Annotated in this window: 23 protein-coding genes; 11 read left to right on the plus strand and 12 right to left on the minus strand. The window is 45.4% G+C overall.

Annotation, left to right across the window (positions count from 1 at the left end; all coding sequences use genetic code 11):
* Positions 1-6 precede the first annotated feature (6 nt).
* Genes BM099_RS13345 through hypE form a run of 8 tightly spaced genes read left to right on the plus strand, consistent with a single transcriptional unit; the run spans position 7 to position 7724 of the window.
* Positions 7-801, plus strand: a complete 795-nt coding sequence (locus BM099_RS13345) for an NADH-quinone oxidoreductase subunit B family protein (RefSeq protein WP_090728626.1) — start codon at positions 7-9, stop codon at positions 799-801.
* Positions 788-2107: a Ni/Fe hydrogenase subunit alpha gene (locus BM099_RS13350; RefSeq protein WP_090728627.1), complete on the plus strand. Its 1320-nt coding sequence runs from the start codon at positions 788-790 to the stop codon at positions 2105-2107. Before BM099_RS13345 ends, BM099_RS13350 begins: the two co-directional genes overlap by 14 nt.
* Complete coding sequence (locus BM099_RS13355) at positions 2104-2592, plus strand: hydrogenase maturation protease (protein ID WP_090728628.1); 489 nt, start codon at positions 2104-2106, stop codon at positions 2590-2592. The genes BM099_RS13350 and BM099_RS13355 overlap by 4 nt, the downstream gene beginning before the upstream one ends.
* Complete coding sequence (locus BM099_RS13360) at positions 2574-2843, plus strand: hydrogenase/urease maturation nickel metallochaperone HypA (RefSeq protein ID WP_090728629.1); 270 nt, start codon at positions 2574-2576, stop codon at positions 2841-2843. The genes BM099_RS13355 and BM099_RS13360 overlap by 19 nt, the downstream gene beginning before the upstream one ends.
* Complete coding sequence (gene hypF / locus BM099_RS13365) at positions 2833-5241, plus strand: carbamoyltransferase HypF (protein WP_090728630.1); 2409 nt, start codon at positions 2833-2835, stop codon at positions 5239-5241. Before BM099_RS13360 ends, hypF begins: the two co-directional genes overlap by 11 nt.
* Positions 5232-5471, plus strand: a complete 240-nt coding sequence (locus BM099_RS13370; RefSeq protein WP_090728631.1) for a HypC/HybG/HupF family hydrogenase formation chaperone — start codon at positions 5232-5234, stop codon at positions 5469-5471. Before hypF ends, BM099_RS13370 begins: the two co-directional genes overlap by 10 nt.
* A gap of 25 nt (positions 5472-5496) precedes the next feature.
* On the plus strand, positions 5497-6669 hold the full coding sequence (gene hypD / locus BM099_RS13375) for a hydrogenase formation protein HypD (protein WP_090728632.1): 1173 nt from the start codon (positions 5497-5499) through the stop codon (positions 6667-6669).
* Complete coding sequence (gene hypE, locus BM099_RS13380; protein WP_090728633.1) at positions 6666-7724, plus strand: hydrogenase expression/formation protein HypE; 1059 nt, start codon at positions 6666-6668, stop codon at positions 7722-7724. The genes hypD and hypE overlap by 4 nt, the downstream gene beginning before the upstream one ends.
* 91 nt (positions 7725-7815) lie before the next feature.
* Here hypE and BM099_RS13385 read toward each other — a convergent pair whose 3' ends face one another.
* The 4 genes from BM099_RS13385 to BM099_RS20830 all read right to left on the minus strand — a co-directional run bounded on the left by BM099_RS13385 (position 7816) and on the right by BM099_RS20830 (position 10823).
* Entirely contained in the window at positions 7816-8277 is a 462-nt protein-coding gene (locus tag BM099_RS13385) for a GNAT family N-acetyltransferase (RefSeq protein ID WP_090728634.1), read from the minus strand.
* 16 nt (positions 8278-8293) lie between these two features.
* Positions 8294-8998 (minus strand): GNAT family N-acetyltransferase, encoded by a 705-nt coding sequence (locus tag BM099_RS13390; protein WP_090728635.1) that lies wholly within the window; start codon positions 8996-8998, stop codon positions 8294-8296.
* Positions 8999-9257: 259 nt separating this feature from the next.
* A complete protein-coding gene (locus BM099_RS13395; protein ID WP_090728636.1) occupies positions 9258-10457 on the minus strand; it encodes a M48 family metallopeptidase in 1200 nt (399 codons plus the stop codon).
* A gap of 231 nt (positions 10458-10688) precedes the next feature.
* The gene (locus tag BM099_RS20830) at positions 10689-10823 is read right to left on the minus strand and encodes a hypothetical protein (RefSeq protein WP_269750508.1); all 135 of its coding nucleotides are present in this window, start codon (positions 10821-10823) and stop codon (positions 10689-10691) included.
* Positions 10824-11455: 632 nt separating this feature from the next.
* Between BM099_RS20830 and BM099_RS13400 the strand changes: the two genes are divergently transcribed.
* Complete coding sequence (locus tag BM099_RS13400) at positions 11456-13297, plus strand: NACHT domain-containing protein (protein ID WP_090728637.1); 1842 nt, start codon at positions 11456-11458, stop codon at positions 13295-13297.
* A gap of 101 nt (positions 13298-13398) precedes the next feature.
* On the opposite strand, the gene BM099_RS13405 is transcribed toward BM099_RS13400, so the two are convergent.
* The 4 genes from BM099_RS13405 to BM099_RS20460 all read right to left on the minus strand — a co-directional run bounded on the left by BM099_RS13405 (position 13399) and on the right by BM099_RS20460 (position 14917).
* Positions 13399-13839, minus strand: a complete 441-nt coding sequence (locus BM099_RS13405; RefSeq protein WP_143083775.1) for an efflux RND transporter permease subunit — start codon at positions 13837-13839, stop codon at positions 13399-13401.
* A gap of 157 nt (positions 13840-13996) precedes the next feature.
* Positions 13997-14362: an efflux RND transporter periplasmic adaptor subunit gene (locus BM099_RS13410; protein WP_143083776.1), complete on the minus strand. Its 366-nt coding sequence runs from the start codon at positions 14360-14362 to the stop codon at positions 13997-13999.
* A gap of 24 nt (positions 14363-14386) precedes the next feature.
* The gene (locus BM099_RS20455; protein ID WP_177201179.1) at positions 14387-14563 is read right to left on the minus strand and encodes a hypothetical protein; all 177 of its coding nucleotides are present in this window, start codon (positions 14561-14563) and stop codon (positions 14387-14389) included.
* A 180-nt stretch (positions 14564-14743) separates the two neighbouring features.
* Positions 14744-14917 (minus strand): hypothetical protein, encoded by a 174-nt coding sequence (locus BM099_RS20460; RefSeq protein ID WP_177201180.1) that lies wholly within the window; start codon positions 14915-14917, stop codon positions 14744-14746.
* Between the two features lie 254 nt (positions 14918-15171).
* Between BM099_RS20460 and BM099_RS13415 the strand changes: the two genes are divergently transcribed.
* Positions 15172-15822 carry a CBS domain-containing protein gene (locus BM099_RS13415; protein WP_090728639.1) on the plus strand — a complete coding sequence of 217 codons (651 nt, stop codon included), beginning with the start codon at positions 15172-15174 and terminating at the stop codon, positions 15820-15822.
* 32 nt (positions 15823-15854) lie between these two features.
* Here the strand turns inward: BM099_RS13415 and BM099_RS13420 are convergent, their stop codons facing one another.
* From BM099_RS13420 to ypfJ, 3 genes are all read right to left on the minus strand, one after another.
* Positions 15855-16388 carry a YaeQ family protein gene (locus BM099_RS13420; RefSeq protein ID WP_090728640.1) on the minus strand — a complete coding sequence of 178 codons (534 nt, stop codon included), beginning with the start codon at positions 16386-16388 and terminating at the stop codon, positions 15855-15857.
* Positions 16389-16394: 6 nt separating this feature from the next.
* The gene (locus BM099_RS13425) at positions 16395-16652 is read right to left on the minus strand and encodes a TIGR02647 family protein (protein WP_090728641.1); all 258 of its coding nucleotides are present in this window, start codon (positions 16650-16652) and stop codon (positions 16395-16397) included.
* 102 nt (positions 16653-16754) lie between these two features.
* Positions 16755-17645, minus strand: coding sequence for a KPN_02809 family neutral zinc metallopeptidase (ypfJ, locus tag BM099_RS13430; protein ID WP_090728642.1), 891 nt, complete (start codon positions 17643-17645; stop codon positions 16755-16757).
* 211 nt (positions 17646-17856) lie between these two features.
* Here ypfJ and BM099_RS13435 point away from each other — a divergent pair, with 211 nt between their 5' ends.
* Positions 17857-18924: a nucleoid-associated protein gene (locus tag BM099_RS13435; RefSeq protein WP_090728643.1), complete on the plus strand. Its 1068-nt coding sequence runs from the start codon at positions 17857-17859 to the stop codon at positions 18922-18924.
* 82 nt (positions 18925-19006) lie between these two features.
* On the opposite strand, the gene clpX is transcribed toward BM099_RS13435, so the two are convergent.
* Positions 19007-20290 carry an ATP-dependent Clp protease ATP-binding subunit ClpX gene (clpX, locus tag BM099_RS13440; RefSeq protein WP_090728644.1) on the minus strand — a complete coding sequence of 428 codons (1284 nt, stop codon included), beginning with the start codon at positions 20288-20290 and terminating at the stop codon, positions 19007-19009.
* Between the last annotated feature and the right edge of the window lie 35 nt (positions 20291-20325).

The raw sequence follows: 20325 nt of genomic DNA on the forward strand, positions 1-20325 counted from the left end.
CATCCCATGAAAAAGATGCCCAAACTGGCTGTGTGGAAATTCACCTCCTGCGACGGCTGTCAGCTAAGTTTACTCGACTGCGAGGATGAGCTGTTATTGCTCGCCGAGCAGATCGATATTGCCTACTTTATGGAAGCATCAAGCCGTCAAATTGACGGCCCTTATGATCTCTCCATTGTCGAAGGCTCTATTACGACTACCGATGAAGCCGAGCGGATTCAACAGATCCGCCAGCAGTCGCAGATATTAATTACCATCGGAGCCTGTGCGTCATCTGGCGGTATACAAGCATTACGTAACTTTGCAGACGTAAAAGAGTTCACCTCGCTGATTTACGCCAAACCAGAGTATATTGCCACGTTAAAAACCTCCAGCGCCATTAGCGACCATGTGCAGGTCGATTTCGTATTACAAGGCTGTCCTATCAATAAGACACAACTGTTAGAGGTACTCAGCGCTTACCTTAATCAGCGCAAACCACAAATACCGGCACATTCGGTTTGTATGGAGTGTAAGCTAAGAGGAAATATCTGTGTCATGGTTGCCCATGGAACACCTTGTATGGGGCCCGTCACCCACGCTGGCTGCGGTGCCATCTGCCCTGCGTACAATCGCGGCTGCTACGGCTGCTTCGGCCCAAAAGAAAATCCCAATAGCGCATCGCTGAGTCATTGGTGGCAAACAGAACTGGGCAGCGATAAAGCCACCTTGCTGGAAAACTTTCGCAATATGAATGCCGCGGCGCCGGCTTTTGCCACACAAAGCCTGAAATTTATCGAGGCTGACCATGAAAAAAAGTAAAATCATCAAGGTCGATTATCTGGCCCGTGTTGAGGGCGAAGGCGCGCTTTATATCCGTTATGATGAAGCCGGAGTCGATGACGTACAACTGAAAATATTTGAACCGCCTCGTTTTTTTGAAGCCTTTTTACGAGGACGCGATTATCTGGAAGCCCCCGATATCACAGCGCGGATTTGCGGTATCTGTCCGGTGGCCTATCAAATGAGCGCCGTACATGCGATCGAAAATGCACTGCGCATCACGCCCGCCAATGAAATACGTGAATTACGCAGATTACTCTATTGCGGAGAGTGGATCGAAAGCCATGTACTGCATATCTATATGCTGCACGCCCCGGACTTTCTCGGCTACGACAGTGCCGTTGCTATGGCTAAAGATTATCCGCAGATTGTACAACGCGGTCTGCAAATCAAAAAAATCGGCAATGCGATTGTCAGCCTTATTGGCGGGCGCGAAATCCATCCTATTAATGTGCGGGTGGGCGGTTTTTATCGTGCGCCAACCGGCTCTGAGTTACAACCGTTACGCGAAGAGCTACTAAAAGGCCGAGAGCTGGCTATAGCATCCGTTCACTGGGTAGCCAAACTGCCATTTCCACAATTCAAACGCGATGCGCCTTTCGCTTATGAATTTATCGCCCTGTCGCATCCCGACGAATATCCGATGAATGAAGGCAGGATCATCTCCTCCACGGGCTTGAATATTAATGCTCAGCAATATGAAGAGTATTTCGCAGAAGAGCATGTCAGTCACAGTAATGCTTTACACAGCATCATCAAAGGACGCAAAAAAGACAATGATGCTTATCTGGTAGGACCGATGGCCCGCTATAACCTTAACTATGAGCGTCTATCACCGCTGACCAAAAAGGTAGCTGAAGAGATTGGCTTCCCACGATTCTGCGACAATCCCTTTCAGAGCATCATCGTACGCAGCCTGGAAGTTCTCTACGCCTTTGACGAAGCTATACGAATTATTGATAACTACCAGCGCCCCGAGGCTCCCTATCTAGAAACGCAGCCCACTGCCGCAACCGGGTACGCGGTGACCGAAGCACCCCGTGGGTTGCTTTATCATCATTACAGCATGGATGATCAAGGAAAAATAAGTGATGCTAAAATCGTTGCGCCGACTTCTCAAAACCAAAAAACTATCGAGAACGACCTACGTTATCTGATCCCTCACTATATGCACCTTGATGAAGACAAACTTCGCTCGATGTGTGAACAAGCCATCCGCAATTACGACCCCTGCATCTCCTGTGCAACACATTTCCTTAAGATTCATAAGGAGAAAAAAGAATGAAGCCATTGATTATCAGCATAGGGAACCGCTACCGCTGTGATGATGGTGTCGGCCCCTATACGCTTGATCTATTACAACTCGTCCTTGGAGAATCCAGCGATTTTATAGAAAACATTGGCGATACATCCGCCTTGCTTGATATCTGGCAAGATAGGGATAAGGTGGTTTTAATCGATGCGTGTTATGCCGATGACACAGATGACAAGAATCTCGGTCAGATATTCAGGCTGGATGGTCTGAATGAAAGCCTGCCAGCTGACAACCCAGTGTCTTCCAACCATGCCATCAGTATTGCCAATGCCATTGAACTCGGTAAATTACTGCATCAACTACCGCAGTCACTGACTATCTACAGTATTTCAGGCAATAATTTTTCTCAGGGAGAAGCGATCAGCCCACCTCTTCTTATCGCTGCACAACATCTTGTAAGCCTGATTAGCGACGAACTCAACACAGGAATGAAAGCATGCACGAGCACTCCCTGATGAAAGACCTGCTGGATAAAATCCAGCAACTCAGCATGATTGAAAATAAACCACTGATTGCGGTCAACATCCAGCTGGGGGCATTAGCGCACATCTCCAAAGACCACCTGCGCGAGCATTTTGAGCACGAAGTAGCGGGAACAACGTTACAAGGTGTCATACTGAATATCGAACAACTAGACGGGATTGATCACCCCCAAGCTCAGGATATTGTGCTGCAAAGTCTGGAGTTCGAAGACCATGGCGGTTGAACGCTGTTGTATCCAGATCGAAGGCATCGTTCAGGGCGTCGGATTTCGCCCGTTTGTCTATCGGCTCGCTAAGGAAAAATCACTGCATGGCTGGGTTGCTAATCATCCTCAAGGAGTAACTATTGAGGTTCAGGGTGAAACGCTGCTAATCCGTAATTTTCTGCAAGAGCTGACAACAAACAAGCCACAGCTGGCTGAAATTCACACGCTCAATACCCACTTAACCGCATTAACAGAAGACACTTGTTTTACCATCAGAGAGAGCATTCAAAGCAAACCTACACCTGAAAAAAAAGTATCTGAAACGAAAGTACCTGAAAATATAGCACTTGAAAAAAGAGCATCGAAAAAGGAAACATCGGCTACTCCACAGATAAGCGTCCCGCCAGATACCGCCCCCTGTCAGCTCTGTCTCGATGAGATGTTTGATCCTGACAATCGACGCTATCACTACCCTTTTAGCAACTGTACTAATTGTGGACCGCGTTTCAGTATTATTGAAAGCCTACCTTACGACAGAAAAAACACCACAATGCAGCCGTTTACGCTCTGCGACAGCTGCCAACAAGAGTATAAAAATCCACTCAACAGGCGTTTCCATGCAGAACCGACGGCCTGCCCGGATTGTGGCCCGCAGTTACACCTGTGTGATAGCAAGGGGCATCTGATAACCAACCACACAGATGCTCTGCAACAAACGGCCCAGGCTATTCTCAATGGACAAATAGTGGCCATTAAAGGCGTGGGTGGTTTTCAGTTACTGGTTGACGCCACTAACCCACAAGCCGTTGATCGCCTGAGGCAACGAAAAAACAGACCGGCAAAACCCTTTGCTCTGATCTATGCCGATACAGAAAACATTCAACAAGATTGCATCGTCTCTGAAACCGAGACAGCGCTACTGCTTTCTCCTCAGCGCCCTATTGTGCTGCTGGCTAAAAAGAAGGCCCCATACAACGAGCTGGCGATCTCGGTCGCACCGGGTAATAGCGATCTCGGTATTATGCTGCCCGCCTCACCCTTGCACTACTTGCTGATGGCGCTGTTACAGCGCCCGATTGTTGCCACTAGCGGTAATATCGCCGCTGAACCCATCTGTATTAGTAATACTCAGGCACTGCAGCGGCTTTCAACAGTGGCCGATCTGTTTTTAATGCACAATCGTTCTATTGTTCGCCCGTTAGATGACTCCGTTGTCAGGGTAATGAACGGCGTATCGACACTGCTGCGGCGCAGTCGGGGTTATGCGCCATTACCCCTGGCATTATCGCTTCCTGAACCGATGCACTCATCATCGACCTCACCTGATCTACTTGCAGTGGGTGGACAGTTGAAGAATTGCGTGGCGATATCTCATAATAATCACGTCTACCTCAGTCAGCATCTCGGCGACCTGGACAATCGCCACACACAAGAAGCTTTTGAGCATGCCATTATCGATCTGGCACATTTTTCTGAAGTGAGTCCCGATACCATTATTCACGACCAACATCCCAACTATGACTCGACACGATGGGCACTATCCAGTGAAAAGAAGTGCGTTGCAGTACCGCATCATATCGCGCACTTTTTCTCCTGTATGGCTGAGCACCAGCATTTTGGTCGCGCCTTAGGCGTCAGCTGGGACGGCTCAGGTTACGCAAACGACGGTATTCTTCGCGGGGGAGAGTTTTACAGCTGGAACGGCCATGCAGAAATCAACCATCTTGCCTCGCTCCGCTCCTTTCCTTTGCCGGGTGGTGAACAGGCGATCCGTGAACCGCGTCGCCAGGCGGCGGGATTGCTATATGCCCTGCAGGGCGAAGATGCTTTTACTGAATACCCTTTGCTGCGCCAACAATTCAGCACAACTGAACTATACAACCTGCAGAGGATGCTTTCGCGACAACTGAACTCACCTATCTGCTCCAGTGTTGGCAGGCTGTTTGATGCCGTTGCCGCGCTATTGGGCATTGCAACCCACAACCGTTTCGAGGGTCAGGCAGCCATGGCACTGGAAGCCTGCGCTTATCCATCCATAGCCCGCTGGCATTTCCCTTTTGACATCATCAACAAGCAGGGTAGCCAACAACCCGAACAAAGCATCGATTGGGGGCCTATGATCATCGCACTGCTGGACGCTCAGAAGAGTCACATACCCCGCGAAGATATAGCAGCCGCCTTTCACAACACACTGGCGCAGATTATATTAACCATCACGCAAACGTTTGACGGCTATCCGGTATTCCTCTCCGGTGGTGTATTCCAAAACAAGCGATTAACAGAAACCGTTACTCTGTTGTTACGCCAGCATGGTCAGCAGGTTTATCATCATGAGGCAGTACCTGCCAATGATGGCGGCCTTGCTTTAGGCCAGATTTATTACGTACGCTGTCTGGAGAACAGATCATGTGTTTAGCCATTCCGGGAAAAATAGAGCATATCCTTAACGCAGTGCCGATGGAGAGAACAGGCACAGTCAGTTTTGGCGACATCCGCAAAGAGATTAATCTGGCTTTTGTTCCTGAAGCTGATGTAGGTGATTATGTTATTGTGCATGCGGGTTTTGCCATCAGTAAGATCAATCCAACTGAAGCACGAAAAATCTTCCAGTTACTGGCTAATGATGAAACGGATCCCCCTTGTTGAGGCTCTCGGTTAAGGATAGGTTTTTATGAAATATATGCATGAATACCGCCAGGCAGATACCATTAAGCAACTCGCTGACAAAATTGCTGATGTGACCAGCCAACCCTGGACAATCATGGAAGTCTGCGGCGGCCAAACCAACGCCATTGTTAAATTTGGCCTGCAGCAATTCTTACCCTCGCACATAGAACTGGTGCATGGCCCCGGCTGTCCGGTATGTGTTACCCCAGTCGATATCATAGACAACGCTATCGACATTGCCGCACGCCCAAACGTTATATTCTGCTCATTCGGCGACATGCTGCGGGTTCCGGGTAGTGCAAAAGATTTACAATCAGTAAAGGCTGAGGGCGGCGATATTCGCATAGTCTATTCCCCCATGGATGCACTGAAACTCGCTCAGAAGCACCCTGACAAAGAGGTTGTATTTCTCGCCATAGGTTTTGAAACCACAGCACCCGCTAATGCAATGGCTGCTTATCAGGCACGTGCAAAAGGGATCAATAATTTCTCGCTGCTGACGTCTCAGTTTTTAGTGCCGCCAGCCATCGAAGCTATGTGCCAGTCGCCGCAATCAAGGATCCAGGGGTTTCTCGCTGCCGGTCATGTCTGTACCATCATGGGATACGAAAGCTACCCTCAGCTAGCAGAAAAATATGGCGTTCCTATCGTCGTCACGGGGTTTGAACCGCTGGATATTCTGCAAGGTATTTTTCTCTGCGTACAACAGCTGGAACAGGGAAGATCAGAAGTAGAAAACCAATACAGCCGTGTTGTTAGTCAACAGGGAAACGTGCCAGCTCAACAGATGATAACTGAGGTCTTTGAGTGCCAGTCGCAAAGTTGGCGCGGCATCGGGCACATACCACACAGCGGCCTAAGGCTCAGAGAAACATTCAGGCCTTTTGATGCCGGGCAAAAATTCGGTTTACCAGATAGAATCTCATCAGCTAACAGCACAGATGATACGACTGGCTGCATCAGCGGCGAGATCATGCAGGGATTAAAAAAACCCTGCGACTGCATTCATTTCGCTAAACAATGCCGCCCGGAATCGCCTATCGGCGCGCCAATGGTTTCATCAGAAGGTGCTTGCGCCGCCTATTATCGTTACGCCACTTTTAATGAGAGTGTCGCTTTTAATAAGAGAGCCACTGCCCAGACCTCAGAGAAAACGGCCAAAAGGCGAGATCAATGACAAAAAATCAGATTGAGATCAATCCAGAATGCCCGCTACCTTTCTCCGCTAATGAACGCGTCACCTTAGGTCATGGCAGCGGAGGCCAACTCAGCCATCAACTGTTAACAGAACTAATCTACCCCTATTTTGATAACCCTATACTGGCCACAGGCCACGACAGCGCCCTGCTCAGCATAGGCAATCAACGGCTGGCATTCACTACTGATTCGTTCGTCGTCAGTCCGCTATTTTTCCCCGGCGGCGATATCGGAAAACTGGCGATATACGGAACCGTGAATGATTTGGCCATGAGCGGTGCAAAGCCACTTTACCTCAGCTGTAGCCTTATTCTTGAAGAAGGCTTACCCATGAACACCCTATCAACCGTATTAGCATCCATGAGCCACACCGCTGAGGAAAGCGGAATAAAACTGGTAACCGGCGACACCAAAGTTGTTGAAAAAGGCAAGGGAGATGGAATTTATATCAATACTTCCGGAATAGGCGTTGTAGCACACGACATCTGCATCGCCCCACAACAGATCGAAAAAGGTGATCTTATTATCCTCTCGGGTGACATCGGCCGACACGGTATGGCTGTAATGGCAATGCGCGAAGGACTGACATTTGATAATCCCCTTAACAGTGACTGCGCCGCCCTTTCTGATCCTATTCAAAGCCTGTTAAACGAAGGCATCGTGATACATTGCCTACGTGATCTAACCCGTGGCGGTTTAGCAACAGCACTGGTAGAGCTGTCAGAAAGCGCTGAAAAAACCTTCCTTGTAGAAGAAACCGCCATCCCTGTTAGTGATGCCGTCACCGGTGCCTGTGAAATGCTGGGACTCGACCCCTGCTATGTAGCCAACGAAGGACGTTTTATTGCGTTTATACCCGCCGCGCAAGCAGAAGCCGCACTCACACTGCTGCGTAATCACAGCGTAAGCGCAACCAGCTGTATTATAGGTAGCGTAGACGAAGGTAATAAATCTCAGGTGGTCTACAAAACGACCATGGGTAGTGAGCGCTTAATGCAACGCTTACCGGGTGAGCAACTGCCTAGGATTTGCTAGGAGCTTTTCATCGAGTTCTGATTAAGCCCCCACCACAACATTCACGTTATGATGGGGTGTAATGATCTATACAACTATTAGCAGACATAATTCATTCAATCGTTAACTGATAGGTTTGCCAATGCGTTTTAGTCGCCAACTTGTCATACACTGAGCGCGCCCGGTAATTATTCTCGGCAGTGATCCATCTTACCAATGGCCAACCTTGCTTTTTAGCCGCCGCACTCAATTCAGCAAACAACTGATCGACGACCCCCTCACCCCGAACAGCCGGATCGACATAAAGGTCATCCAGAAAACCAACAGCAGCACCTCTTAATGGCGATAACATGGCCCGATAGTGCATCAAACCCACGGCGTTGCCCGCATGATCCTTGGCTATCAATGCATAGAATGCTTGCGAATCATCCGATATCCATGACCAGACTGAATCCAGGATATCCTGATTCATCGGCACCTGATAAAAATCAGCATAGTCATAATAAAGTCTCTGCCATTGCTCCCGATCGTCGGCATGCACTGGCGTAACAGATATTTTTTGCGTTAACGGCATAACGCTTCCTCCGATGTTAATAACATTCCTGTAGACCTTTTGTTTGCTGGCCATGATTATCAAAATTGGTGGTATCCAACCAATCTTCAAGCCCTGCTTTAATCGCCGGCCATTCTTTATCGATCACTGAAAACCAGGCAGTATCCCGATTTCGTTGTTTATAGACAGTGGCCTGTCGAAAAACCCCTTCAAACCGAAACCCAAGTCGAAGAGCCGCCTTTTTTGAGCCTTCATTACACGCATCACACTTCCATTCATAGCGACGATAGCCCAACTCGTCAAACACCCGGCGCATCATCAGGTACATCGCTTCGGTTGCCGCCCGTGTTTTTTGCAGACGAGGCGAAAAGTGAATATGCCCTACCTCGATCACACCAACAGCAGCGTCAATCCGCAAAAAGCTGGTCAATCCAACAGCAACGCAGGTACGCTTATCAATGATGACAAAAAATAGCGGGTCATCTTTACAGCAGTTGTCTGACAACCACTGATTGAAACTCTCGAAGCTCTTGAACGGACCGTAAGGTAAATAGGTCCAGTTAACCTCTTGAGTATCTTCTGCAAAAGCCTGAAACAACTGTTCTGCATGTGCCTCTGGCTGCAACGGTTCCACACTGCAATAACGACCCGGCATTACCTTACGCCCGGGCGTTTCTCTGCTCTGCCAATTCTCAAGCATATCGCCAATCGGCAGTCCTACATTTTTTTTTCTGTTATCCATGATATATCTCAGTCAGGGAAATGAATCAGTAGCACGATTGGCGTTTCACCGATGACTATCACCAAACCATCCAGCATTCAAACTGAATACCTCAATCACATACTGATTAAGGAGAAGATTAAGCGAAATATTGGATCAAAAAAAGATCCATTTTTCACAGTAAAGAGAGAACCACTTTTTTTGGAAGATGATTAGGAGGTGCGGGGATGTAAAAATACTCCATCAGCAGAATGATGGAGCATTTCATTCATTGCTAAGGCTAATCCAGCTCAGGGTTTTCATTCAAAAGCTGGTCGACAAAGAAAACCGGAATTTCCAGTCGATGCGCAATTTCACGCAGGATCACTATTTCAGCATGGTGTGCTTTACCTTCGGCTTTAGCCATCACACAGAGGTCATGCAATACTTGCATACGCTTAGGTATCGCATTGTATTTAACCACTTGATCAGCACGTTTTGGCAGCTCTTCCCGTAACTTTTCATAGTTAAAATCTTCTCTGAATTTATACTGCCCAAAGAATTTCTCAAAAACCGCAACCTCCTGTTTAGAGATCGCGCCATTGGCATTGGCAACCAGTAAACTCCCGGCAAACAGCAAGTGACGCATTGCCAGAGAAGCATCGGTTTTTGATTCAAGATAGCTGGGTTCCATCAGCGTCATAATGCCTTCGACACCTAATTCCAGCGTTGCTATATCAACGCCATCAGGAAGCATATGTTGTGAATGATGAAACAACTGCAATGCTTTTACTCGCAGCGGGCTAAAGGGGTGGGTCATAAACCAATCTTCCATGGGGGCTCCGGCTCCCGGAGCACCGTCCACCAGTTGCATATCATCCATCTGCTTCAGGAAGTCTCCCAGATTGAAGCGAACGATAGAACTCGTCACACCGGATGACAACTTAAACAATGATCGGGCTACAGCGTGTAAGTTTTGGGTACAAAATGCGCCGGCCCTGTCTGCTGAAATTTCAGCGAAACGCGACCAACTTGTCAGTTTTAATGCCAAGTCAGGTGAAATAGGTGTCTTGCCCTTGAGTAAATAGCCCACAGGAATATCATGATGCGCATAAATAAAATGCCCTAATTCATGCCCCATGACAAAACGCAGCTCCTCCTCATCAAAGCTATCCAGCAAGCTTGAAGAGAACATAATAAACAAGCGCCCCTCCTCTGGCTTAACGCAGGCGGCATTAAAGTGCGGGCTGGAATAGGCATACAGCTCAACCGGAAGACCCACCCCCAATTTAGTCATACAGTCCTGAGCAATACGTGTCAGGCTTGGCGCCATCGCAGGACTTAAACGCACAGACGTAGACAAAAGCTTACGTCTTACACCTTGCACACCCTGAGATTCAGCTTGTGCAATTTTCTTATTGATCGCTATAACTTCGGGAGCCTGCATCAATTGTGCAGCTAATGCCAAGTCATGCTGTGAGCGGATAGTATCTGCATTCATTGTAATTATTCTTTGTCAGTGAAAGGGCAACCGCGACGCAGTGAAAAACGTTACGCGCTAATTACACTCTATATTAGACATACTTAGCCATTAACTGCCAGTACCTGTCATACAAAAGCCTAGCTACAAATCTTATTACGTTAACTGCCCTTATTTGCCGTGAAATGGACAAATCATGGACACTATTAAGTACTCCATTTAGACAAAAAACGCCTTTGTATAAGCGCATCTTCAAACTGTCTTCTGAACTGATAAACCGCGTTGTATCTGATGATTGATGACATCGAGGGTAACCGCAACAGATTCAGCGAATTGCTGGCGATCTATCAGCGGTACATTAGGTAAAGTAGTGTTATTTGTGTCCATGTCGTTGTAACCTATGTCGTTAGTTGCCGTTAACATTAAAAATATAATCGTTATAACGAGCAGCTTGACCAAATTAACAAAGCCTTTCCACGGTATGTGTATTGGTTAGCTACTGGAAATACCATTCTAGAATCTTGACAAATTAGCCCAGAATAGAAAAGACAGCGACTAAATACAGCAAAACGGGAACGGGTATCTAATAGCGCAGCAGATACGGGAACGTTGGTACCGGAAATAAAAACAGGGAATGCGCACAAGCAAGGATGCAAAAAATGAAAAGCACTATTACGGCTATATTTTTATTAGCACTATCACTGAACTTATTCGCTTCATCAGCCATCATTCGCCTACCCGATGGGCAACTGGCTCCCCCAGGCTCTAGCGTCAACAGAATCATAAATGCAGGGGGAAACCCTTTATGGGATCTGAGAAGCTAGAGAACCTGTAAGTTTATCCAATTAAAAAAATCCAAATATTGCTCAAGCAGTAGATTTGTCTGGAAAAAAAGATGATATTTACTGGATGGTCCAATAACATGGCACCATGATTATTGATACAAAATGGACACGATTTGAAAGCGGGATTAAGGATGAATTTTAATTATTTTTTTCTATCAAGAGGTAGAAGTCAATATGATTGAGAATGCTGTCATTGTATCCACAGCCATAAACATACTAGAAAAAGGCGGGGAAGTTTTTCTTTCAGAGCTAATAACAAGATCAATAAAATCAATTCTTGAAAAACCTTGGAGGGTTGGACTTTCCCCAGGAAAAACAATTTTAGAAAAACTAAAAGAAGAGGAATACTCAAAAATATATTGCCAAAAAATAGCATCAAAAATTTTATCTGTAAGAACAATTGCTAGCCATGATGTTGATATTTTTATTGATGATATTTATTACCCATTAAAAATACGTGAAGCAACAAATGACTACATTCATACTATAAAAGACAATGTAAGACTTCGCCCTTACAATCCAATAAATATAATTGGAAAAGCTGGGCAAGGCAAGAGCACTATACTAAAGAAATTATTTTTAGAAGAACTAAAAAATGGAGATAAATTTCCTATTTTTGTTGAGCTAAAAAAAATAAAGCAAGAAAAAATAATTCATTTTATACTTAATGAATTTAACAACATTGGAATAAGTTGTCTGGAAGGAGAACTTGTTGATTTACTTAGAAGTAAAAAATCAATATTGTTGATAGATGGTTTTGACGAAGTAATTCCGTCACTTAGAGAAAGTACATATATTGAAATAATAGGCATGTACGAAAGATTTGGTTGCGACATAATAACAACATCAAGACCAGATACAGAAATCTGCAGGTTAACTAGAATAAATAATTATTATGTAGAAGATTTGAGTGCTGATGATGCTAAAGGCTTAATTTCGAAAATAGTAACGGAGGAAAATGTTAAAGAAAAACTGTTCACCAGTCTCAAGGATAATACGGAATTAACTGAGACACTAATAAGCCCGATACTAGTTTACTTACTATATGTAAGCCACCCTTATTGGGAAAGCATCCCAAAGAAACCAGCAGAATTCTATAAAGGGATTTTTGGATTACTATACACTAGACATGATCTATTAAAGAATTTTCAAAGACATAGGCTTTCTAGCCTTTCAATTGAAGAAGCAAGGAAAGCATTTACTGGTTTTTGCTATATAACCTTTATAAAAGAAAAATTGTATTTTGATTCTAGCGATATATCTAAATATTTTGGTGACGCATTAAGCATGCAAGGATCAGACAAAAGCCAAAATGAAAAAATAAAAGAAGACATTATCAGCATTACAGGACTAATTAAAAACGATGGATATGACACATATGTTTTCATTCATCGATCAATACAAGAATACCATACTGCGGTTTTCTTATGTGATCTAGATAAAGAGAATTCAAAACGGCAGTTCAGCTTGATTTTAGAAAATTCAATAAAATCTGAATTTTTCAATAACATAATTAGCTTCATAAAAGAAATTAGTATTGATACTTTCGAAATTGAATTATTAATACCATTTTTAGAAAGACATGGATTCAGTGAAAATAACATAGAACTTAAATTTGATAATATTAATGAATTAATCACATATGACGTCAAAAATGGCATAGTTTTAAACCCGCCTTTTTTTAGCAAGGAATTCTTGAGAGTAGAAACATTCATAGCTGCATTCTATTCAGATATAAAAAATGTATTCGGGAATCAGATACCAACAATAACTGAAAATATTAATAAAATTGATCATCAATCGTTACAAGCATATGTAAACAAATTCCCTAAACGTTTTAGTAAAACTGAAGACAAAGTATCACTACTCGAATACCTTGAGTACAACAACAGAAAAAATGAAATTACAGAGGTTATAATGATTAGCTATAAGCGGATATGGAAACAATATTATATTCCAGTTAAGAATAAGCACAAGAACAAAAAGATTCTTCTAGACGGATTTCTATTAAAGTAAATATGACAATAAAAAAATAGATAAGGGTTACTTTGTTGATTTACGGCCCTATGGATCTGTAGGGCCTCGTATCCGTAAACCTTTTCTACCAAGGGCGAAGATCAACGACGACGTAACAGGCTGTAATACAGCAACGGAATAACTATCAGCGTTAACAACGTATACACCAGCAAACCAAAAATAAGACTGACTGCTAGTCCATTAAAAATAGGGGCGTCCAAGATAAAAAATGCGCCCATCATCGCCGCAACCGCCGTTAATACTATCGGCTTAGCTCTGACACTGGCAGCCTTTACTACAGCGGCTTCAAGGGCTACGCCACGTGCAATCAGGTGGTTGATAAAATCTACCAGCAAAATCGAGTTACACACAATAATACCCGCCAACGCGATCATACCGATCATGGAGATTGCCGTGAACTGCGAGTTCAACAGCGCAGCAAAAAGTCCCAGCAATACCCCAACCAAGGCCAGCAACGGTCTGAGTTGCAAGCGCATAAAACGGTTCGCAATAGCACCTGAAAAACCCAAAGGCTTCTCCATCAACTATTTCCCTCATGAAACTGCAAGCCAGCAGAAACGATTCCCTCCAGAATAGGGCCTGTTGCTATTGTTTCCTCCGCCATCAAGCCAGCTGGTATCTCAACTTTGTCAGCAAATCAATTACCTACCCTCACCTGACGCAACTGAGGCTGTCCAGTCACGACTCTATTGTCAGAACCATTTTTTCTGAATGAATGACATATACACCTGCCACTTCTGAGCGATAAACAATACTAGTGGCAAGCACTAGCAGTCGTTCCCGGTCACCCACCTGAACCGCTACTTTTACCAACTGCCCGGGATATAGGCTCTGCTGAGCCTGAGGTAATTGGAGGCGCATACGCACTGTGCCCGTTCCTGCATCAGCAATGGGGAAAAAAGTGGTTTTCATAGGGAGGACGCTAGCCCCATTATTTAACACGACGCGAATAGTGGGTTTACTTCTGGCAATCGCGGCAATTGACTGCGGCAGCTCAACAAAGACTCGCAAGCTATCTGGATCAAAACCGCTAATTAATGGCATACCAAGCTGCACAGCTTCGCCCACTTAGACATGCCGACCACTGGCTACACCGCCATAAGCCGCTTTTATTTCAGTATAAGAGACCTGCTGCTGAGCACGATTCAGCGCCGCCTTCGCACTGGCAACGCGTGCTTTAGCACTGTTGTAACTAGCGACTGCACTGGCATAACTGGCTTTAGAAAGCAGCTTCTTGTCATACAAAGATTTAACACGCTCTTACTGCTGAGCTTCTGCTTTACGCTGCACCAGAGCCTCGTGTAAAGCTGCCAGAGCCTGATTCAACCCTTCTTTCTGATCGATACTTACGAGTTTCAGGATCACAGTACCCGCTAGGACATGATCTCCAACATCTACTAGTACCTGATCAACTAAACCACTCGTTTAAGCGGAAACAGTAGCCCGGGATATCGCTTCTACACTACCTTCTAAAAAGCGCTCAAAAGGCATCGTTGTTTTAACAACGATTATCGATGCAAGATCTCGCGCTTGAGCGGGCTTATAGGTTACCGCTAGCATTGAGCAAACCATCAATAAATTTGTCAGTGAACGAAACATATAGCACCTCAATATAATCGACTTATCTATTTTAGCATAATCTAATATATATCCTAAAGCCTATTCTTATATGATGATTTGTCGTAGAATAATGACACTATTCTGCAAACATTCAGGTTCGGGTCCCTTTTCTCACATCGAAGCTTTAAATTGTTGAATGATTGTTAAAGATTAATGACTAATATTTAAGCAAAAGAAGTAAAGTAAAATCATTACTCGCCGATAAAATAAACATTGATGTTCGGAGACAGTAGATGGCGTTGTTAATCTATGACAACGGGAACCTTGTAAAGAACCCGTCAGCAGCACAGTTCCCACAGCGTGGTATTGCCGCCACCAACAGGAGCAGTGCATCTAAAAATTCATCCCAAAATAACACCATCAACAATCCTCAAATTACGACACAAAACAAACCTGCCAGCTCTCCACTCACAAACGGTACACGCTCAACACTTGTTTCATCGCGCCTCTACGAAGAAACCGGACGTAAGTCTGACACACTTCAGGACCGTCGGCGTTTGATTGCTCTGCATATCATGAACTCCCCGGTCATTACTGTTGGTCAATTCGATACTGTAAAATTTGCCTGGGAGTTAATGCAGCGCGAAGGTGTTAACCACTTGGTCATTGTTAACGGCAATGCGCACCCTCTTGGGGTTATCACAGGCGAAAACCTGCTCAGATCCGGATCTGACTCAAATAGCTTTGTTGCTAATTTACTCAGTAGTGCACTGATTGCTGTTAGCCCGGATACATTGGTGCGGGAAATAGCGCTGATTTTTATGGAACAAAAGGTAAGCTGTGTCCCTGTCGTAGAACAGGATCACAAAGTGGTTGGTATTGTTTGTCGCAGTGATCTTTTACGCTTGCTGGTCAGCGGCCCCAACCTTGTGCAACGCGTCTGATTCCACTTAACTCATAGCTATAGAGCTGCCATTTACAGAAGCTGCCTGAATCCTAGCGTTAACTGCAGTTCATCTTTATTCAGATAGATCTCATTATCAGTAATCGTCATCGTAACAGAAGTGTTACGCTCAAGCAGAGCGGGAAGTGAAGCGCTTTGCTCTGCATTAAACTGCCAGACAGCCACGCGAGGAAGCCCCTTAAAAGCCTCCTGAGCACGCCCCCACCAGATATCCGATTCACGCCCAAATGCATATAGAGACACCTTAGGAGAGCGACTGACGGCTTTACGGATACGTTCAGGCGTTGCCTGCCCGACTTCAAGCCAGTGATTTACCTGCCCATCTAAACCACATTCCCAAAGATCGGGTTCATCTGTTGCAGATAAACCGCGGCTAAACTGCAAATCTTCATGATAGTTCAGACCATAAACCATCAGCCGGATCATCATGCGTTCTTGAGTTTCAGAGGGATGCTGTGCAAGCGTGAGTTTACAGCTGGTATATAAATCTCGATTCATATCAACCAGCTGCAAATCCACCTTATAGATGGTTGGTTTAAGTGCCATGTGTGTTTAGGAAGTCGTATCCACTTGAACGGGAGTCGTTAAAATCATTAACAGATTTTGAGAATGCTCAGCCGCATCATGCCCAAGGTCTGTCAGATAACCACCATCTTCCTGGCTGATCAGGTCTTTATCAAACAAGCGCTTTGCAGCAGCGACCATTTGCGGCCCTGCGCTATGGTGAACTTTGATACCTTCTTGCGTAGTCCCCAGATTAAAATGGTTCAGTAGATTCAGTTCTGCTACCAGCTCAGCGTCATATGGCATTATGTATTTCCTCACATCATTTCTATGCCAGCAGCATAGAGCTTATACGCGTCTCAGTACAGCCCCATCTTAAAAAGATAGCGCTGCGGTTACGTTAAACGATTAGCTACTGAAGGTATTGCAGCTCTGTACATCGCCACGCGTGAAGCCCTGATTAAACCATTTGACACGTTGCGCCGATGTTCCATGTGTAAACGAATCGCGCACCGCATAGCCTTGAGCACGCTTCTGGATAGCATCATCACCTATTTTACTGGCCGCATTCATTGCTTCATCAATATCACCCGGCTCGACAATGTTCCTGACACGGTTAGCATGAAACGCCCAAATCCCGGCCAGGCAATCTGCCTGCAGCTCCAGCTTAACCGACAAAACATTGGCTTCTGACTTAGGCATGTCACGCTGCATCTGATGAATTTTTTGCAAAATACCAAACTGTTGTTGTACGTGATGGCCTACTTCATGAGCAATAACATACGCCTGAGCAAAATCACCCGGGGCTTTAAATGCATGTTTCAGCTCTTCATAAAAACTAAGATCGATATAGACTTTCTGGTCGCCGGGACAATAAAACGGCCCCATAGCAGACTGCGCCGTTCCGCACGCTGATTTCACAGCACCACGAAACAGCACCAGACGCGGCTTTTGGTATGTTTTACCCATCTGCTGGAATAACGGAGTCCAGGTATCCTCAGTATCGGCCAGCACCACTGAAACGAACTCTGCCATCTCATCAGTCGGTGCCTGACTCGGCGCGATTCGCGACATCGTCTGAGTTTGGACAGGCACAGAGCCACCACCCAGAAGCATATTAATAAGGGTACTCGGATCGCCTCCCATCAGCAGGACAACGACCGCTACCAGAATAATACCAATGCCACCCTTCTTGCCCCCGCTGCCAATACGAAAACCACGTCCTGATCCACCCGAGTCCGCCGACTCAGAACGACGATCTTCAATATTCGTACTGCGACGACTACTTTTCCAACGCATAGGGCTCTCTCCTGGAATCTCGCATAAACTCAATATCATGCAAATAGTGCATGCACTACCGCTTAAACTCAACTGCTTAAACTCAATCATGATGTCACAGCTGACTAACGGCGAGCCAGTCAGATTTGATACACAAGAATAAAGATAACCCTGACATTACCCCGCCTTTCACATAAAATTCAGTCTTTGATAAACAGATTCGGGAATCGTTGTGGAATTAAAGCATCTGGTAATAAGGGAACTGCATAAAGAGGAAGATCAGGCCACTGTTATCAGTGAGCGTGGTGGTAATGTGAACACTCAACATCCGGTAGTTCCAGATATGGTGTTGGCATTAAATAACGCATTAGCACGACGCTCTACGCTGACACACGGATCTTTCAATAAAGAGAACCGTGACGGTTACCCTTTTATCCAGGGGTTTGAGAACTATCTCAGCGAAGAACAGTCGCCTGCCAACTTCCTTAAACTGGCTGACCTGGGGATCGCACAATTGGCCGCCGCGATGGATGCACCCTCGTCGCGAAATGCGACAGGCGGTTATATTATCTTCGCCCACTACCAACAAGAACGTTATGAATTTCTGCTGGTGGCATTAGTGCGCAACCGCTCAGCCATCTCACTTAACGATCAACTCAGCCCTACAGAAGTAAATGAAGTGGATCTGGATAAACTTCATCAGGCAGCCAAGATCAATATCACCTCCTATCAAAAAGGAAAAGACAGCTATTTAAGCTTTATGGGCACAAAAGAAAAAGGCGATGTGACTCATTATTTTTCAAATGCCTTTGGCTGCACTGATGTAATGCCCTCGAAAAAATCTACGGGTGACCTGATCCGTGCCACACGAGATTTCTGCACGCAAAATGGCATGTACGATGAAAGAGAGCAGGTTGTCGAAGATGTCGTCAGCTATCTCAGCCGCCAGCGCTCTGAAAAAAACACGGCAAACCTACCAGACATCGAACAGATCTTTGATCAGCATATTCCAACTGAAAAAACAGAAGAGATCACTGGAAAGTTCGGCCGTTTTGCCAACAGCGAAAAATATCAGGTCAGCCAGGAGTTTCAACCCCATACGCATACTCTGAATGCCCTGACCAAACTAAAAGCAAAAGCAGACAACTGGCAGCTCGACTTTGCCAAACGCTCTTTGGGGCCTCTGGGCTCAGGTAGCGAAATAGAGTTTGATGAGGAAAAACAGGTCTTGCTGATTCGTCGCCTGCCAAGCCGGGTTGTTGAACAGATCAAACGCACCCTGAAAGGCGAAGAAGAATAGCCCCCCACGACCCCCCTTTAGGACAGGGCCAGAACAACAAAAAGGACGCATCAGCGTCCTTTTTTATTCTGTCGAATCAGTACTACTTCTCGGCAGTAGCTTTTGCTTCCTGCGTCTCGTAGATCAAAATAGGCTCAGATGTACCATCTATCACGCCCTCATCAATCACTACTTTACTGACATTTTCCAGAGAAGGTAGCTGGTACATGATATCCAACAAGGTCCCTTCCAGAATTGAACGTAAACCACGCGCACCGGTTTTACGCTCTAAGGCATGTTTAGCGATCGCATGTAATGCCTCTTTACGGAAGTCGACTTCAGCACCTTCCATTTCAAACAACTTAGTATATTGGCGCACTAAGCTATTTTTAGGCTCTGTCAGTATCTGCATCAATGCTTCTTCATCAAGCTCACCCAGCGTGGCTATCATTGGCAGACGCCCTACGAACTCAGGAATCAAACCAAATTTAACCAGGTCTTCCGCTTCAATATCCAGTAACGTATCTGAGATGGATTTTGTATCGGCCTTACTTTTCACGCTGGCATTAAAGCCGATTGAGCTTTTCTCAGAGCGATCACGAATAATCTGCTCCAGACCCGCAAAAGCACCACCACAAATAAACAGGATGTTTGAAGTATCTACCTGCAGGAACTCTTGCTGAGGATGCTTGCGGCCACCTTGAGGAGGAACGGAAGCAACCGTACCTTCGATTAGCTTGAGTAATGCCTGCTGCACACCTTCACCCGAAACATCACGGGTAATTGACGGGTTATCGGATTTTCTTGAGATTTTATCGATTTCATCGATATAGACGATACCCAGCTGTGCACGCTCTATATCGTAATCACATTTCTGTAATAATTTCTGAATGATATTCTCAACATCCTCGCCCACATAACCGGCTTCAGTCAGCGTGGTCGCATCCGCGATAGTAAAAGGCACATTCAGCAGACGCGCCAGGGTTTGCGCCAGCAATGTTTTACCACTACCGGTAGGCCCGATCAGCAAAATATTACTTTTACTTAATTCAATATCTTTGTTTGCTGAGCTGCTTTGAAAGCGTAAACGCTTATAGTGATTGTACACCGCTACGGCCAGTACTTTTTTAGCACGGTCCTGACCTATAACATAATCATCCAGCTTTGCTTTGATTTCAGCAGGAATAGGTAATCGCTCTTGCGCTTCCTGCTCATCGATTTCCCGTATTTCTTCACGAATAATATCGTTACACAGGTCTACACATTCGTCACAAATAAAGACTGACGGACCAGCAATCAGCTTTTTAACTTCATCCTGATTTTTCCCACAGAATGAACAAAAAAGCTTGCCCTGCTCATTATCTTTATCGTCGATATTATCGCTCATTCAACCTACCTCATACTCATTCCAGCAAAGCGGTA

Origin of the sequence: Neptunomonas qingdaonensis (genome assembly GCF_900113275.1) — a bacterium.
Taxonomy (GTDB): domain Bacteria; phylum Pseudomonadota; class Gammaproteobacteria; order Pseudomonadales; family Balneatricaceae; genus Neptunomonas; species Neptunomonas qingdaonensis.